10 protein-coding genes are annotated in these 14,849 nt (G+C 70.8%); 1 reads left to right on the top strand and 9 read right to left on the bottom strand.

Annotation, left to right across the window (positions count from 1 at the left end; all coding sequences use genetic code 11):
* Positions 1–30: 30 nt before the first annotated feature.
* Entirely contained in the window at positions 31–894 is an 864-nt protein-coding gene (locus JI745_RS14850) for a M14 family zinc carboxypeptidase (RefSeq protein ID WP_201808273.1), read from the bottom strand.
* A 91-nt stretch (positions 895–985) separates the two neighbouring features.
* Here JI745_RS14850 and JI745_RS14855 point away from each other — a divergent pair, with 91 nt between their 5' ends.
* Positions 986–1,495 carry a flavin reductase family protein gene (locus tag JI745_RS14855; protein WP_201808275.1) on the top strand — a complete coding sequence of 170 codons (510 nt, stop codon included), beginning with the start codon at positions 986–988 and terminating at the stop codon, positions 1,493–1,495.
* Positions 1,496–1,554: 59 nt separating this feature from the next.
* On the opposite strand, the gene JI745_RS14860 is transcribed toward JI745_RS14855, so the two are convergent.
* The 8 genes from JI745_RS14860 to JI745_RS14895 all read right to left on the bottom strand — a co-directional run bounded on the left by JI745_RS14860 (position 1,555) and on the right by JI745_RS14895 (position 14,675).
* Entirely contained in the window at positions 1,555–2,973 is a 1,419-nt protein-coding gene (locus JI745_RS14860) for a hypothetical protein (RefSeq protein ID WP_201808277.1), read from the bottom strand.
* Between the two features lie 117 nt (positions 2,974–3,090).
* A complete protein-coding gene (locus JI745_RS14865; RefSeq protein ID WP_201808279.1) occupies positions 3,091–4,842 on the bottom strand; it encodes a hybrid sensor histidine kinase/response regulator in 1,752 nt (583 codons plus the stop codon).
* Positions 4,843–5,451, bottom strand: coding sequence for a response regulator transcription factor (locus tag JI745_RS14870; RefSeq protein WP_201808281.1), 609 nt, complete (start codon positions 5,449–5,451; stop codon positions 4,843–4,845).
* 90 nt (positions 5,452–5,541) lie between these two features.
* On the bottom strand, positions 5,542–7,839 hold the full coding sequence (locus JI745_RS14875; protein WP_201808283.1) for a hybrid sensor histidine kinase/response regulator: 2,298 nt from the start codon (positions 7,837–7,839) through the stop codon (positions 5,542–5,544).
* 5 nt (positions 7,840–7,844) lie between these two features.
* The gene (locus JI745_RS14880) at positions 7,845–9,023 is read right to left on the bottom strand and encodes a substrate-binding domain-containing protein (protein WP_201808284.1); all 1,179 of its coding nucleotides are present in this window, start codon (positions 9,021–9,023) and stop codon (positions 7,845–7,847) included.
* On the bottom strand, positions 9,007–11,034 hold the full coding sequence (locus JI745_RS14885; RefSeq protein WP_201808286.1) for an acetoacetate--CoA ligase: 2,028 nt from the start codon (positions 11,032–11,034) through the stop codon (positions 9,007–9,009). Before JI745_RS14885 ends, JI745_RS14880 begins: the two co-directional genes overlap by 17 nt.
* Before the next feature lie 12 nt (positions 11,035–11,046).
* A complete protein-coding gene (locus JI745_RS14890) occupies positions 11,047–12,864 on the bottom strand; it encodes an ABC transporter substrate-binding protein (protein WP_310738644.1) in 1,818 nt (605 codons plus the stop codon).
* Entirely contained in the window at positions 12,861–14,675 is a 1,815-nt protein-coding gene (locus JI745_RS14895; RefSeq protein WP_201808290.1) for an ABC transporter substrate-binding protein, read from the bottom strand. The genes JI745_RS14890 and JI745_RS14895 overlap by 4 nt, the downstream gene beginning before the upstream one ends.
* Between the last annotated feature and the right edge of the window lie 174 nt (positions 14,676–14,849).

The following is a 14,849-nucleotide window of genomic DNA, read 5'->3' on the forward strand; positions in this document are numbered from 1 at the left end:
GATTCTAGGAACGCATCGGTTGCGACGACCCTAGCGCTCGCCGGGCTGCGGGAAGCGCTGGTCCACCCAGCGCAGCAGGTCGCGCCACATCTGGCGCATCTCGGCCTCGGTGGGCGCACGCAGCGCGTTCGGCAGTTCGATGGTCACCACCGGCACGCCCTTGTGCACGCCGCCGTAGTGCCCGAGCGAGCCGGGGAAGATGCCCACGCGCTCGAGCTCGAGCCGGCCCAGGCGCTGCGGCGGCTCGCGCGGGCCGTCGTAGTCGAGCACGCCGTAGGGCGCGTGCACGCTGACGATGAGGTCGGGCTTCCATTCGGTGATGGTCTCGACGAGGAAGCGGCTCTCCGGCTCGGAGATCGCCGCCCGCCCGGGGTAGCGGCGCGGGTCGCGGCGGGTGCGCTTTTCCCAGTACACCGGCGCTTCCTGGGCCCAGCGGGGGGTGGGGAAGTTGCGGTTCAGGTCGACCTTGTTGGCGTTGACGCGGGTCGGCTTGGGCAGCATCAGGCCATCGGGGTTGAGGGCCGGCACGAAGCGCCAGTCGAGGCCGGCCGGTGCGGCGGCCGCATGCCCGATCCAGTGGAAGACGAGCGAGGCCGACGACAACTCGTCGCCATGGATGCCGCCCACCACCAGCACCCGCCGGGGCGGCCGCGGCGCAGGCCCGACCCAGGGCGTGGCCTCGTCGCCACGCACGCTCACGTCACGCAGGTACAGCGGCACGCCGCGCACCGATCGGGCGCCGGAAGGTTGCAGCTGCGCCTGCTCGCAGAGATGGCGGCTGACGCCGGGCAGGCGCCGCGACCAGTCGGCGCACTGCGGCACGGCCGCCGCCAGGCTGCTGGCGGCCAGAAGCGGGGCGGCGAGCCAAACCCGCGCCAAGCGTGAAGTTTTCATGGCGGCGGCAGTGTAGGGGCTCGCTCCTCGGCCACTGCGCCCCCCGAGATGGGAGTTGGCCTTCAAGGAAAGCCTCCTCCACAATGTCCGAATGACCGCTTTGCTGCGCCCGCTGACCCCGAGCTTTTCCTCGCAGGAATTCCGCACGGCCCTGGGCGCCTTCGCCACCGGCGTGACGGTCGTCACCGCCCTCGATGCCACCGGCCGCCCCGTGGGCCTCACCGCCAATTCGTTCAATTCGGTCTCGCTGTCGCCGCCACTCGTGTTGTGGAGCCTCTCGAGGCGCGCAGGTTCACTGCCGGCCTTCAGCGGCGGCTCGCACTACGCGATCAACATCCTCGCCGCCGACCAGAAGGTGCTGGCCGAGCGTTTCGCCAGCAAGGACGTCGACCGCTTCGCCGGCGTCCCCTTCCGCCAGGGCGCGGGCGGCGCGCCGGTGCTCGAAGGCAGCGCGGCGGTGTTCGAGTGCTTCAACCGCAGCCAGTACGAAGAGGGTGACCACGTCATCTTCGTGGGCGAAGTCGAGCGCTGCGAGCGGCGCGAGGGCGCCCTGCCGCTCATCTACCACGGCGGGCGTTACTTCACCGAGTTGCCGCTCTGAATGCCGGCCCCGGCCGGTGAGGACACCGGCCGATCCCCCAAGGGGAGGCGGGCCGCGCCCTAGCGCCCCGAGTTGTAGCGCCGCGCCACGATCTGCGTGCCCACCGAGGCCCCCATGCTCTGCGTCCACAGGTACCAGGCGTTGCCGCGCTCATCCACCGCGATGGCCGGGTCGGTGGCGATCTCGACGCTGCTGTCATGGGGCACGCCGGCCACCCAGCCGCCGGCCACGGTGAAGGTGCTCAACAGCGTGTCGACGGTGCCCGCGCCGTTCTGTTGCGACCAGGCGAGGAACGCGTTGCCCAGGGGGTCGATGGCCGCGCGCACGCCGCTCGCCGCCGCGCGCGAGCCCGCCGGTTTGACGACGCTCGGCGCAGGCCAGCTCCCGCCCGCCGGCGCGATCGTGGCGCGGATCGATTCATCGCCCTGGCCCCAGGCCACGAGTGCGGCACCCGCAGCGTTCACCTTCACGTGCACGGTGCTCAGCACGCTGTTGGCCCCCAGCTCGCGTGCCACCCGCAGCGGCGCGCCCCAGGCCCCGGACTGGTAGCGCTTGGCCTGGACGAGCACATACATCTCGGTGGCCGACACGGGCTCGATCTGCGACCACACCATCACCGCGTTGCCGTTGGCGTCCATCGCGATGTCGGGGGCCGAGCCGCCCGAGACCGACACCAGCTGGCTCGCCGTGCCCCAGCCGCCACCAGACGTGTAGCGGTTGGTCCAGGTGCCGCGGTTGGCGGTCGTGCCGCCGCTCGCCTGCCACACCACGACCGCATCGCCCTGGGGGGCCACGGCGATGCGCGGGTTGCCGTCGATGCGGCTGAGTTCGTCGATGTTCTCGATCAGCTGCGCGGTGCCCCAGGTGCCCGCCGCGTTGCCGCGGCTGCCCCAGATGTTGAAGCGCGAGCCGTCGAGCTGCGACCAGGCGGCCACGGCGTTGCCCTGCACGTCGAGGCCGACGCTCATCATCGCGACCATGCCGGCGGGTGTGCTGAGCGCCTGCACCGGCGTCCAGCCGACGGACGGGTCGAAGTGCCGTGACCAGGCGGCGCTGGTGCTGGTGTCGCTGGCCTGTGACCAGAGCACGGCTGCGCGGCCCGAGCTGGCGTCCATCGCCAGCTCGAAACGTGTCACGTCGCCGTCACGCGATTCGAGGATCTGCGGCGCACTCCAGCCGCTGGCGGGCTCGTAGCGGCTGGCCACCAGGTCGTTGTTGATCGAACTGCCGGGGCGCAGCGTGAGCCACACGGCCAGCGCACGGCCCGCGTTGTCCATCACCACCTTGGCACTGCCCGAGCCGGTGGCCGACAGCGGCGGCAGGAGGGTCGACCAGCCCGCGGTGGGCGGTGGCGGGGGCGGCGGGGGTGGTGGTGGCGGGGCGCTGCTACCCCCTCCGCCGCCGCCGCCACCACAGGCGGCCAGGCCGGCCGTCGCGATGGCCAGCACGGCGGCCCAACCGCTGATCAGGGTGTTCATGCCCGGTGTCTCCTTGACGAGCCGCGACCAGGCGCGCAGCTTTGTGAGACGGATGCTAGGCAGCGCCGGCCACGGCACCCATAGCACCAAAGGGCAGTCGGAAAGTCGCGCGCGACCTCAATGCGCGACGGAGGCCTGGCTCAGAAACGCGCGCAGCTGCACCGGCCGGGCCGGCTTGATGAGCACCGCAAAGCCGCGGGCCTGGGCCTCGCGCATGGGCTCGCTGCCCGCATCGCCCGTGACCACCAGCGCTGGCAGGTCGTGGCCGACGGCGGCGCGCAGCGCGGTGATCGCGTCCAGCCCGCTGGCCCCATCGGCCAGGCGCAGGTCGACCACCAGCACGTCGGGCGTGAAGCCCTGGTCCAGCGATGCGAGCGCCTCGCGCGCGCCGGGGGCCGCCCGTGCGTCGCAGCCCCACTGGCGCAGCAGGCCGAGCAGTGCATGGCGTGAGTCGGCATCGTCCTCGATCACCAGCACTCGCTGGGATGCGATCAGCGGCTCGGCCGCATGGATGCCGCCCAAGGGCAGGGGAGCCCGTTCGTGGCCCGCGGCCAGCGGCAGCATCAGCGTGAACACGCTGCCTTGCCCCGGCGCCGACTGCACCGAGACCGACAGCGACAGCAGCTCGCTCAGGCGCTTGACGGTGGCCAGGCCCAGGCCCAGGCCGAGGCGGCGGTCGCGCGCCGGGTTGCCCACCTGGTAGAACTCTTCGAAGATGCGCGGCAGGTGCTCGGGGGCGATGCCGATGCCGGTGTCCTCGACCCGCAGCACCACCTGGTCGCCCTCGGCACGGGCATAGAGGCGCACCGCGCCCGCGCGGGTGTAGCGAATGGCGTTGGACACCAGGTTGGCCAGCACGCGCGCCACCAGCGCGCGGTCGCTGCACACCGCCAGCGGCCCGGCGTCCACGGTGAGCTGCAGGCCCTTGTCGCGCGCCAGCGCCTGGTAGGGCTGGCAGGTTTCGCGCAGCAGCTCGTCGAGCGCGAACACCGAGCGCTGCGGTGCCAGGTGGCCGACGTCGAGGCGGGTGATCTCGAGCAGGTCGTCGACCACGTGGGTCATGCCCTCCACGCACTCGACCAGGTGGCCGGCGATCTCGGCCGTCTCGGCCACGTCGACCGGCGTGGCCTTCGGGCCTCGCGCGTGCAGCGTCTGGGCCAGCAGGCCCATGGCATGAAGGGGCTGGCGCAGGTCGTGGTTGGCCGCGGCAAAGAAGCGGGTGCGTGCGGCATTGGCCGCTTCGGCGGCGCGGCGCGCGGCTTCGCTGCGCTGGTTCTCGCGGTGCAAGGCTTCGATGAGCTGGGCCTGGTTGCGCCCGTTGAGCAGCGTGTACACGCCGATCAGGAAGATCATCATCGCCATCAGGGCGTGGTACGGGCTGCCCACGAAGAGGTCGCGCAGCACCAGCGGCCCCAGCACGCACACCACGAAGACCGCCAGCACGCGGTAGAAGCCCGACAGGTGCACCGCCGACCCCATGGCCACGGCCGCCAGGGTGATGTGCAGGATCGATTCGGCCTGCGGGTTGCCCGGCACCCACAGCACCACGCTGAGCCCGCCCCACTGCAGGCCGTGCACCAGCGTGCTGCCCAGGCCCCAGAGGGCCCAGCGCCGCGGATGGGTCTGCAGGCTGCGGGCACGCGGCGCATGCAGGGCCGCCAGCACCCGCGCGAGACTCACCGCGCCAAAGAGCACCAGCCAGACCATCAGCTCGCGATCGACCGGCCCGTTGACATACGGCGCGCACGACACCACCGCGCCCACGGCACTCAGCACCGCCACCATCGGGCTGACCAGCAGCAGGCGGGCCAGCCGCTCCGGTTCCACCTCGGCGGGGATCAACCGCCATCCGCCGCTGGTGCGCGCCATCTACAGCAACCCCGCCTCGCGCGCACGCACCAGCAGGTGGGTGCGGTTGCGCGCGCCCAGCGAATCGAGCAGCGCGGTGACGTGCAGCTTCACCGTGCGCTCGGCGATGCCCAGCTCGTCGGCGATGTGCTTGTTCTGCCGGCCGCGGGCGATCAAGGACAGCACTTCGAGCTGGCGTGCCGTGGGCCCGCCGTCGCCGGCGCCCCGTTGCGAGAGGGCCGATGCGGCGGGGCTGAAGTGCTCGTCGCCGTTGCACACCGCCTGCAAGGCCTGCAGCACCGCGCCGATGGGCAGCGACTTGCCCAGGAAGGCCGCGGCGCCGGCCGCCCGTGCTCGCGCCGCCAGCGCCACGTCTTCCTCACCCGAGATCAGCACCCGCGCCACCAGCGGGTGCTGCGTGCCGAAGCGGCGCAGGCCGTCGAGGCCGCTGTCACCGCCCAGGCGGTAGTCGATCAGCACCACGTCGAGCCCGGCCCCGTTGGCCGCCAGGGCCAGGCCCTGGTCAAGCGTGAGCGCGGTCTGCACCTCGATGCCGGCCTGCGCATGCGTCAGGGCATGTGCAAACCCCACGCCGAACAACGGGTGGTCATCGACCAGCAGCAGCTTCATCGGCGGATTCTCGCCGCCGCGCCGCGCCGGCGTCCCTGCCCTTTCGGGCAGGTGGCCCGGCCCGCATCCCCGCGCACGGATGACGCACGCTCACGCCGGCTCCGACAGCCACTTCAGCAGCGCGACGTAGAGCGTCGCCAGGTTCACCGGCTTGGTGATGAAGTCGTTCATGCCCGCCGCGAGGCAGGCCTGCCGGTCTTCGTCGAAGGCGTTGCCCGTCATCGCGAGGATGGGGGTGCGGCCCCAGCCGGGCAGGGCGCGGATGGCGCGCGTGGCCTCCACGCCGTCCATGAGCGGCATCTGCATGTCCATCAGCACCAGGTCGTAATGCCCGGCCTGCGCGGCCTGCAGCGCCTCGCGCCCGTTGACGGCCACGTCGACCCGCAGGCCCGCGGCGTGCAGCATGGCCTGCGCCACGTCGCGGTTCACCGCGTTGTCTTCGGCCAGCAGGATGCGCGCGCCCGGGTGCTCGCGCTTCAGCCGCGCCTCGCCCTCGGCCGCGCCGGGCACGGTCGTCATCACGCCTGGCTGCCCACGCTGCAGCCGCGCGGTGAACCAGAAGGTGCTGCCCTGGCCCGGTGAGCTCTCGGCGCCGGCCTCGCCGCCCATCAGCTCGGCGATGCGGCTCGTGATCGTGAGCCCAAGGCCAGTGCCGCCGTACTCGCGCGTGGTCGACGCGTCGGCCTGCTCGAAGGCCTGGAAGAGCAGCGGCGTCTTGTCGGGCGCAATGCCCACGCCGGTGTCTTCGACCTCGAAGCGCACGGTCAGCACGCCATCCGCTTCGCCGAGCCGCAGCGCGCGCAGCACGATGCGGCCCTCGTGGGTGAACTTCACCGCGTTGCCGGCGTAGTTGAGCATCGCCTGGCGCAGGCGCGTGGGGTCGCCGCGCAGCCACATCGGCACGTCGTCGCACTCGACGCTCAGCGCCAGGCCCCGGTTGCGCACCGACTCGCCGAGCATGTCGGCCACGCTCGCCAGCAGCTGGCCGAGGTGGAAGTCGGTCTGCTCGAGCTGCATGCGGCCGGCTTCGATCTTCGAGAGGTCGAGCACGTTGTCGATGAGCGAGAGCAGGTGCCGGCCGGCGCTGTCGATGCGGTCCATGCGCTCCACCTGCTCGGGCGAAGCGGTGTCGCGCCGCAGCAGCTGGTTGAGGCCGATGATGGCGTTCATCGGCGTGCGGATCTCGTGGCTCATGTTGGCGAGGAAGCTGCTCTTGGCGCGGCTGGCGGCCTCGGCGGTGTTCTTCGCGATCGAGAGCGCCGCGGTGCGCTCCTCCACCAGTTTCTCGAGCTGGATGCGGTGTCGCTCGAGCGCGGCTTCGGCGTCCTTGCGGTCGGTGATGTCGGTGCTGGAGCCGAACCACTTGAGGATGCGGCCCTGCGCGTCGCGTTGCGCCACGCCCATTGCCGAATGCCACCGGTACACCCCGTCGAAGCGGCGCAGGCGGAAGTCGGTCTGGTAGGGCGTGCCCGTCGCCACGGCCGCCGACCAGCGCTCGGCGCTGGCGGGCAGGTCGTCCGGGTGCACCACGGCCTGCCAGCCCGAGCCGATGAGTTCGTCGTGGCTGCGGCCGAAATACTGCAGCGCACTGCGGCTCACGAAATCGAGCTGGCCATCGGGGCGTGCGGTCCACAGCTGGTTGGGAATTCCGTCGGTGATGGACTGCAGCCGCGCCTCGCTCTCCTGCAGGGTGCGGGCGGCGGCGTCGCGGGCGGCCAGCTGCTCGCGCAGCTCGTGCTGCAGCCGGGTCACGCCGCGGGCCAGCGCGTGCAGTTCGTTGGGGCGCCGGGTCGGCGGCTCGGGTGCGGGCTCGTCGAGGCGATCGGGCGTCATGCGGTCCACGTGGTCCGACAGGGCGAGCACCGGCGTCGTCACGTGGCGGCGCAGCAGCGTGAAGACCAGCACCGCCACCGCCAGCAGCTCCAGCCCCAGCACGCCGATGTGGCGGCCGGCGTCCTTCCACACCTGCGCGCGCAGGGCCGCCGGATCGAGGCGCATGCGCAGCTCGCCGATCAGCAGGCCGCCATCGGGCGCACGCAGCTCGTGGCGCTGCACCGGCCCGGCGCGCTCGGGCCGCGTGCCGGCCTTGTTGTAGACGACGGTCAGGTCCGGTGCCACCACCTCCACCACCTGCAGGGCCGGGAAGTGGTGCAGGCCCGACAGCACGTGGTGCACCGCGTCTTCGTCGAAATCCCACACCGCCTTGCCGAGTTGGCGCCCGAACAGCGCCACGATCGCATCGACCTGCTCCTGCTGGCGCGCCGCCTCCTGCCGGTGGGCGAACCACGCGTTGACGAGCCCGAGCGGGAGGGCCAGCAGCAGCGTGTAGCCCACCACCAGCGCGAGCAGCTGGCGCGACAGGGTGCGGTGGCGGGCGCTGCCGGCCATGCGTGTCAGCCCCCGGCGCAAGGCCGGGCGGCCTCGCGGTAGGCGTCGAGGGTGAAGTCGTAGCGGCCGAGCACCGGCCGGTACACCCGGGAGAAATTGCGGAAGTCGATGCTCTGCACGCAGCCCGACAGGCGCAGGTGCGCATCGACGTTGTCGCGGGTGGCCACGAGGGTGGGGAATTCCAGCGTGCTGCCCAGGCGTTCGGCGAAGTCGAAGCCGTGCAGATAGTCGTAGACCCGCACCGCCACCTCGGCATACGACAACAGCGTGCTGGCCGCGGTGGCGACGAACCGGCCCTCCTTCACGAGCTGCAGGCCGAGCGCCGAGAGGTCGAGCCCGCCGGTGAACGCCGTCTTGCCGAGCGTGCGCCCATGTGCGGCCAGCGCCTGGGCCGCGCCGGCGCCCAGCTGGTCGCTCGCGGCCCAGACCACGCTCGCCTGCGGGTAGCGCGCGAGCAGCTTGGCGGTCAGGCGCTGGCCTTCCTCCTGCCGCCACAAGGTGGGCACCACCTGCTTGAACACCGCCTTCGGATGCGCCGCCACGGCCCGCATCAGCCCCGCCTGCCGCAGCCCCGAGCCAAACCAGCCCGGGTTGCCGCCGACGCCGACCACGTGCAGCGTGCCGTCGTCGGCGAAGGCGCCGTGCCGGGTGGCTTCGTCCAGCAGGGCCTTGCCCAGGGCGTGGCCTTTTTCCTCTTCGGCCCAGTTGAAGAGGGCGGCCCAGCTCGCATGCTTGCGCCGAGGCCCCTGGCCCAGCGCGGGCAGCTCCGACGGGAACAGCGGGCCGAGGATGAACACCGGGATGCGCAGCGTGTCGGCGGCCTGCAGCAGCTTGGCGCTGTGGCCGATGACCGGCGAGACGATCACCGCCTGCGGCCGCGGCTCGGCCGAGAGGATGCGCAGGGTGTCCTGCTGGCGGGCGAAACGGTCCTCCACGCCTAGGCTGTGCGGCACGAACTCGAAATCGAGCGTCTGCGCCACCCGCTCGATGATGCGAAAGACCTGCGGCCAGTAGGTGTTGCCGGGGCTGTTGGGCGACAGCAGCACGATGCGCGGCCGTTGGCGCACGACGGCGCGCACAGGCCCGGTGGCGGCACCGGCCAGCAGCGCGAGCGAGGCGCCCACGAACGGCCGGCGGCGCAGCATGCCGGTCGCGGCGCCCTTCGGGTCAGGGTGGGCCGGCACGACGCTTCGCAAACGCCACGAACCAGGGCACACAGTCGGCATTCGCCATCGCATCGAGCTTGAACACCTGCTCGGGCGGCGTGCCCAGCAACAGCTTCTTCACCGGCAACTCCATCTTCTTGCCAGACAGCGTGCGCGGGATCGCACTCACCTGGAAGATCTCGTTGGGCACGTGGCGTGCCGAGAGCGCCGTCCTGATCGCCTCGCGCAGGCGCTTGTCGAGCGCGGCGTCGAGCGTCACGCCCTCGCGCAGCACCACGAAGAGCGGCATGTAGCTGTCGCGGCCCAGGTACTCGAGGTCGACCACCAGGCTGTCGAGCACCTCGGGCTGCGCTTCCACCGCCCGGTAGAGCTCGGAGGTGCCCATGCGGATGCCGTGGCGGTTGATGGTGGCGTCGCTGCGGCCGTAGATGATGGAGCCGCCGTTGGGCAGGATGCGGATCCAGTCGCCGTGGCGCCAGACGCCGGGGTACATGTCGAAGTAGCTGTCGTGGTAGCGGCGATGGCCTTCGTCGTTCCAGAAGTACAAGGGCATCGACGGCATGGGTTTGGCGCAGACCAGCTCGCCGACTTCATCGATGAGCGGCTCGCCTTTCTCGTTCCACGCTTCGACCGCCGCGCCGAGGCAGCGGCACTGCATCTGGCCTTCCACGACGGGCAGCGTCGGCAGGCCGGCGATGAAGGCGCCGGCGAAGTCGGTGCCGCCCGAGATCACCGAGAACCAGATGTCGCGGCCCCCGACCTTCGGCACGTGGTCGTAGGCCCAGCGGTAGCACTCGGTGGCGAGCGGCGAGCCGGTGGCGCCGAGCGCGCGCAGGTGCGCGAGCTTGACGATCTCCTTCGGCCGCACGTCGGCCTTGAGGCAGCTCGCGTAGAAGGCGCTGCCGGCGCCGAAGAAGGTGGCCTTGGTGTCGTCGGCGAAGCGCCAGAGCGTCGACCAGTCGGGCTGCCCGCTCTTGCCCGAGGGGCTGCCGTCGTAGATGCAGATCGTGGTGCCGAGCAGCAAGCCGGCCACCTGCGAGTTCCACATGATCCAGCCGGTCGCGCTGTACCAGTGGTAGCGGTCGCCGGTGTCGACGGTGGCGCCGAGGTTGTTGTGCAGCCCCAGCATCTTGATCGCTTCGAGCACCACGCCACCATGGCCGTGCACGATGGGCTTGGGCAGCCCGGTGGTGCCGCTGGAGTAGACGACCCACAGCGGGTGGTCGAAGGCCACCCAGCGCGGGGCGAGCGCCGCGTCGTCGGCGGTCAGCGTGTGGAAGTCGTGCACCTGCCGCGTGGCGCTGGCCAGCCGGGCCGGCGAGGCGCCCTCGTCGAGGTAGCGCCACAGCACCACGTGCTGCACGCTCGGCAGCTCGGCGAGCAGGCCCTCGAGCACCGGCAGCCGGTCGTGGGCGTTGCCGCCGTAGACGTACCCGTCGCAGGCGATCAGCACCTTGGGCGCGATCTGGCGGAAGCGGTCGAGCACCGCCACCGGGCCCATGTCGGGCGAGCACACCGACCACACCGCGCCGAGGCTCGCCACCGCGAGGAAGGCGATGGCCGTCTGCGGCGTGTTGGGCAGGAAGGCCACCACCCGGTCGCCCGCCTCGACACCCAGGCGCTGCAGGTGCGCGGCGAGCGACGCGACCTGCCTGCGCAATTCAGGCCAGCTCACCTCCTGCAACTCGCCGCGCTCGCGCAGGCGCTCGTTCTGGAACACGATCGCCGGGTGGCCCGCCGCATGCGCCGCGTCGGCATGGCGGAACACCTGCTGCACGTAGTTGAGCTGCGCGCCGGGGAACCACTGCGCGCCGGGCAGCTTCTCTTCCACCAGCACGGTGCTGCGCGGGGTGGGCGACTGCAGGTCGAAGTAGTCCCACACCGAGGACCAGAAAGCATCGAGGTCGCCAACGGACCAGCGCCACATCGCGTCGTAGCCCTCGGTCGTGGTCGCGTCGAAGTGCAGGCCGCGTGTCTTGGCCAGCCAGCGGGTGTAGCGGTTGATCTGGGGTTCGGGGACGGTGCTCATGAGAAGAATCGTTCAGCGCTTGGGCAGGCGGGTGGTGTCGATGTCGACGTACTGCCACCAGTCGAGCCAGAAGACCGGGCGGCGGTAGCCCAGCAGCGAAGCGTCGCCCATGTCGGTGAGGATGCGGTGCACGCCGATGCGGTAGGGCATGTACGCGACGAGCAGCTTGGTGGCGTCGTCGAAGCCCGCCAGGCGCTCGGGCCCGTCGGGCAGCATCTTCATGCGGTCGTAGAGCGTGTCGAAGGCGGGCAGCTTGAAGCGCGCGAGGTTGCCCTTGCCGGTCGACGGGCCATAGGCGCGCTCGAGCGCGCCCTGCCCGTCGGGCGACGCGGCCGACGAGCCGACGCGCCAGGTCATGAACTGCCCCGCCCGCGCCGACTTCAGGTTCTCGGGCCACTGCGCCACCTTGAGCGACAGGCGCAGGCCCAGCGCGTCCATGTCTTTCTTGAAAAGCTCGTCGAGCTGGCGGCTGGTGCCGTCGGACTGGGTCGACATCTCGATCACCAGCGGCGACCCGTCGGGCCGCTCGCGCCAGCCGTCGCCGTTCTTGTCGACCCAGCCGTAGAGGTCGAGCAGGGCCTTGGCGCGGGCCAGGTTGTACTCGCTCATCTCGGTGCGCCGGTCGGCCGAGTAGCCGGTGGTGAAGGGCGGCATGATCGATTGCGCGCGGATGGCCTGGCTGCGCCGCAGCAGCTGGATCTCGCGCTCGACGTTGTTGCCGAGCGAGATGGCCCGCCGCAGCGCCACCTGCTGCGGCGTGTAGCCGCCCACGACCGGGCTCTCCATGTTGAAGACGAGCAGGGTGACGTCGGCACCCGGCACCCGGATCGCCTGCATGCCACGCTTGGCGAGGTGGGGCGCGAGCTTGCCGCCGGGCAGGGCCTGGTCGGCGAACTCGTTGGGCAGGCGCTCGATGAAGTTCTGCTCGCCGTTGAGGAAGGACAGCCAGCGCGGCTGCGACTGCTCGATGATCGACACCTCGACACGGTCGATCATCGGCAGGCGCTGGCCCTTGAAGCGCTTGAGCAGGGCCTGGCCCTCGGCATCGTCGGCCGCAGGCTCGCCGTCGTAGAGGTCTTCGCGGTAGTTCGGGTTGCGCTCGAGCACGATCCTCGAGCTGCGCCGCCAGTCGACCAGGCGGAACGGGCCGGTGCCCACCGGGTGCTCCATGATCTTGTCGCCATAGGCCTCGACCACCTCGCGCGCCACCGCGCCGGCGGCCACGTCGCGGCCGGCCCACAGGTAGAGGTGCCGCGGCCGCGACTCGCGCAGCTTCACGCGGAAGGTATAGCGGTCGAGCACCTTCAGGCCCTCGACCTCGCGGTCGTAGTCGAAGGGCTTGTTGCCCTTCAGGGCCTCGTCGCGCAGCGCCTGCAGGCCGATGATGCCTTCGTCTTCCAGCGATTGGTGGCCGGGCGACTTGGTCTTCGGGTCGTAGACGCGCTTGAGCGCATAGACGTAGTCCGCGGCGACGAGCTCGCGCTTCCTGCCCTTGAAGGCCGGGTCGTCGGCGAAGTAGATGCCGGGCTTGATGCGGAAGACGAAGGTCTTGTGGTCGTCGCTCACCTCCGGCATGGCGGCAGCCGTCGAGGGCCGCAGCTTGTAGGGCCGCGCCAGCGGGTCGTAGGAAAGCGGCGCGTCGAAGATGTGCGCGGTGACGATGCGCGAGTAGATGTCGCTCACCTGCGCGGGGTCGAAGCCGGTCTCGGCGGCGGGGAAGGCGTAGCGCAGCACCTTGGGCGCCGGCGCGTTGGCGGCCTTTTGCGCAAACGCCGGGCCGAGCAGCGAAGCGGCCAGCACCACGCCCCACAACGCGCGGCGCGCGATCACCGCTGGGCCTCTTTCTGCTGGCGTGCCACGTCGATGTCGATCCATTTCCAGAACTCGCGGACGAAGTTGTTGCGGTGATAGCCGATCACCCACGGGTGCGACAGGTCGCTGAAGATGCGGTGCACATGGAACTTGTACGGCGCGTAGGCCACGATCAGGCGCTGCGCCTCGTCCATCGCCGCCTGCCGCTCGGGCCCGTTGGGCAGGCCCTTCTGATGCTGGAAGGCGCGGTTGTAGGCAGGCAGGTCGAAGCGCGACTTGTTGGACTGGCCCTTGCTGTTGCCGTCACCGAGCGCGAGAAAGGTCTCGCCATCGGGCGCGCCGGCCGACCAGCCCACGCCCCACATCATCAGCTTGCCGCCGGTCGAGGCCTTGAGGTTGTCGGGCCAGTTGGCGACCTTGAAGGCGATGCGCACCCGGATCGCCTCCATGTTCTTCTGCCACAGCTCGGCGAGCTGGCGCGAGGCCTGGTCGGGCTGCGTGGCGTACTCCAGCACCAGGGGCTTGCCGTCGGGCTGGTCGCGCCAGCCGTCGCCGTCCCGGTCGACGTAGCCGTAGAGGTCGAGCAGGGCCTTGGCGCGCGCCGGGTCGTAGTCGCTCATCTCGGTCTTGAGCGCCGGGTTGTGGCCCCAGGTGCTCGGCGCGATGGGGCCTTGCGACGGCACCGCCTGCTTCTTGCGCACCACGCGGATCTCCTTCTCCACGTCGGTCGCGAGCGAGATCGCGCGCCGCAGCGCCACCTTGTCCGGCGTGTAGCCGCCGACCACCGGGTCTTCCATGTTGAAGTACGACAGCGCCACGTCGGCGCGCGGGTAGCGCACCAGGGTGATGTCGCGCTTCTTCAGGTTGGGCGCGAGCTGGTCGCGCGGCATCGCGAGCTCGGAAAACTCGCTCGGCACTTCCCACAGGATGTCGTGCTCGCGGTTGAGGAAGGCGAGCCAGCGCGGCTGGCTCTCGGCCACGATCGCGATCTCGATGCGGTCGATCATCGGCAGGCGATTGCCCTTGAGCTTCGCGACCGCGGCCTGCGCGATGGGATCGTCGGCGGGCGCCTCTTCGTCGTAGAACTCCTCGCGGTAGGCGGGGTTCTTTTCCAGCACGATCTTCGACGCGCGCCGCCAGCTCGCGAGCTTGTACGGCCCGGTGCCCACCGGGTGCTCCATGATCTTGTCGCCATAGGCCTCGACCACCTCGCGCGCCACCGCGCCCCAGGCCGAACCATCGGTGAACTCGAGCAGCAGTCGTGGCCGGGGCTCGGCCGTCTTCACCTGGAAGGTGTACTTGTCGATCACCTTCAGGCCTTCGACCTCGCGCTCGTAGTCGAAGGGCTTCTTGTCCTTGAGCACCTCGTTGCGCAGCTCGGTCAGGCCGACGATCTTGGCGTTGTCGAGCAGGTAGAAATTGGGGCTCTTCCAGCGGGGGTCGGCATGGCGCTTCCAGGCGTAGACGTAGTCGGCCGCCACCAGCTCGCGCTTCTTTCCCTTGAACGCCGGATCGTCGGCGAAGTAGATGCCGGGCTTCAGGCGGAAGGTGAAGGTCTTGAAATCGGCGCTCACCTCCGGCATCGAGGCCACCGTGTTGGGGCGATAGCGGAAGGGCCGCGCGAGGAATTCGTACTGCAGCGGCGCGTCGAAGATGTTGGCCGCGATGGTGCGCGAGTAGAGGTCGGAGATCTGCGCCGGGTCGAAACCGGTCTCGGCCACGCGGAACGAATAGCGCAGCACCTTGGGGGCATTGGCATCCTGCGCCCACACGGCAGGCGCACCCACCATGAGCAGCGCCATCAGGGCGGCACCGAGGCCACGCGTCATCGATCGGTCTCCTTGCAAGGGTTCGCCAAAGTCTAAGGTGGATGGACCGCAGACCGGCATGCAAGTTGCGTCGCCAAGACCCGGGCAAACGCGGGGCGATTCCACCGAAGACCTGCTTAGACTCGCGCTCGCACCGGTCCAACGCACCACACGAAGCACCACGACCCACACGAC

It is taken from the genome of Piscinibacter sp. HJYY11, assembly GCF_016735515.1.
GTDB lineage: Bacteria > Pseudomonadota > Gammaproteobacteria > Burkholderiales > Burkholderiaceae_C > Rhizobacter.

What these genes read in the sequence shown, in the direction of transcription:
- JI745_RS14850 (WP_201808273.1), bottom strand. Translation starts at nt 894, where the DNA reads ATGAAAACTTCACGCTTGGCGCGGGTTTGGCTCGCCGCCCCGCTTCTG.
- JI745_RS14855 (WP_201808275.1), top strand. Translation starts at nt 986, where the DNA reads ATGACCGCTTTGCTGCGCCCGCTGACCCCGAGCTTTTCCTCGCAGGAA.
- JI745_RS14860 (WP_201808277.1), bottom strand. Translation starts at nt 2,973, where the DNA reads ATGAACACCCTGATCAGCGGTTGGGCCGCCGTGCTGGCCATCGCGACG.
- JI745_RS14865 (WP_201808279.1), bottom strand. Translation starts at nt 4,842, where the DNA reads ATGGCGCGCACCAGCGGCGGATGGCGGTTGATCCCCGCCGAGGTGGAA.
- JI745_RS14870 (WP_201808281.1), bottom strand. Translation starts at nt 5,451, where the DNA reads ATGAAGCTGCTGCTGGTCGATGACCACCCGTTGTTCGGCGTGGGGTTT.
- JI745_RS14875 (WP_201808283.1), bottom strand. Translation starts at nt 7,839, where the DNA reads ATGGCCGGCAGCGCCCGCCACCGCACCCTGTCGCGCCAGCTGCTCGCG.
- JI745_RS14885 (WP_201808286.1), bottom strand. Translation starts at nt 11,034, where the DNA reads ATGAGCACCGTCCCCGAACCCCAGATCAACCGCTACACCCGCTGGCTG.
- JI745_RS14895 (WP_201808290.1), bottom strand. Translation starts at nt 14,675, where the DNA reads ATGACGCGTGGCCTCGGTGCCGCCCTGATGGCGCTGCTCATGGTGGGT.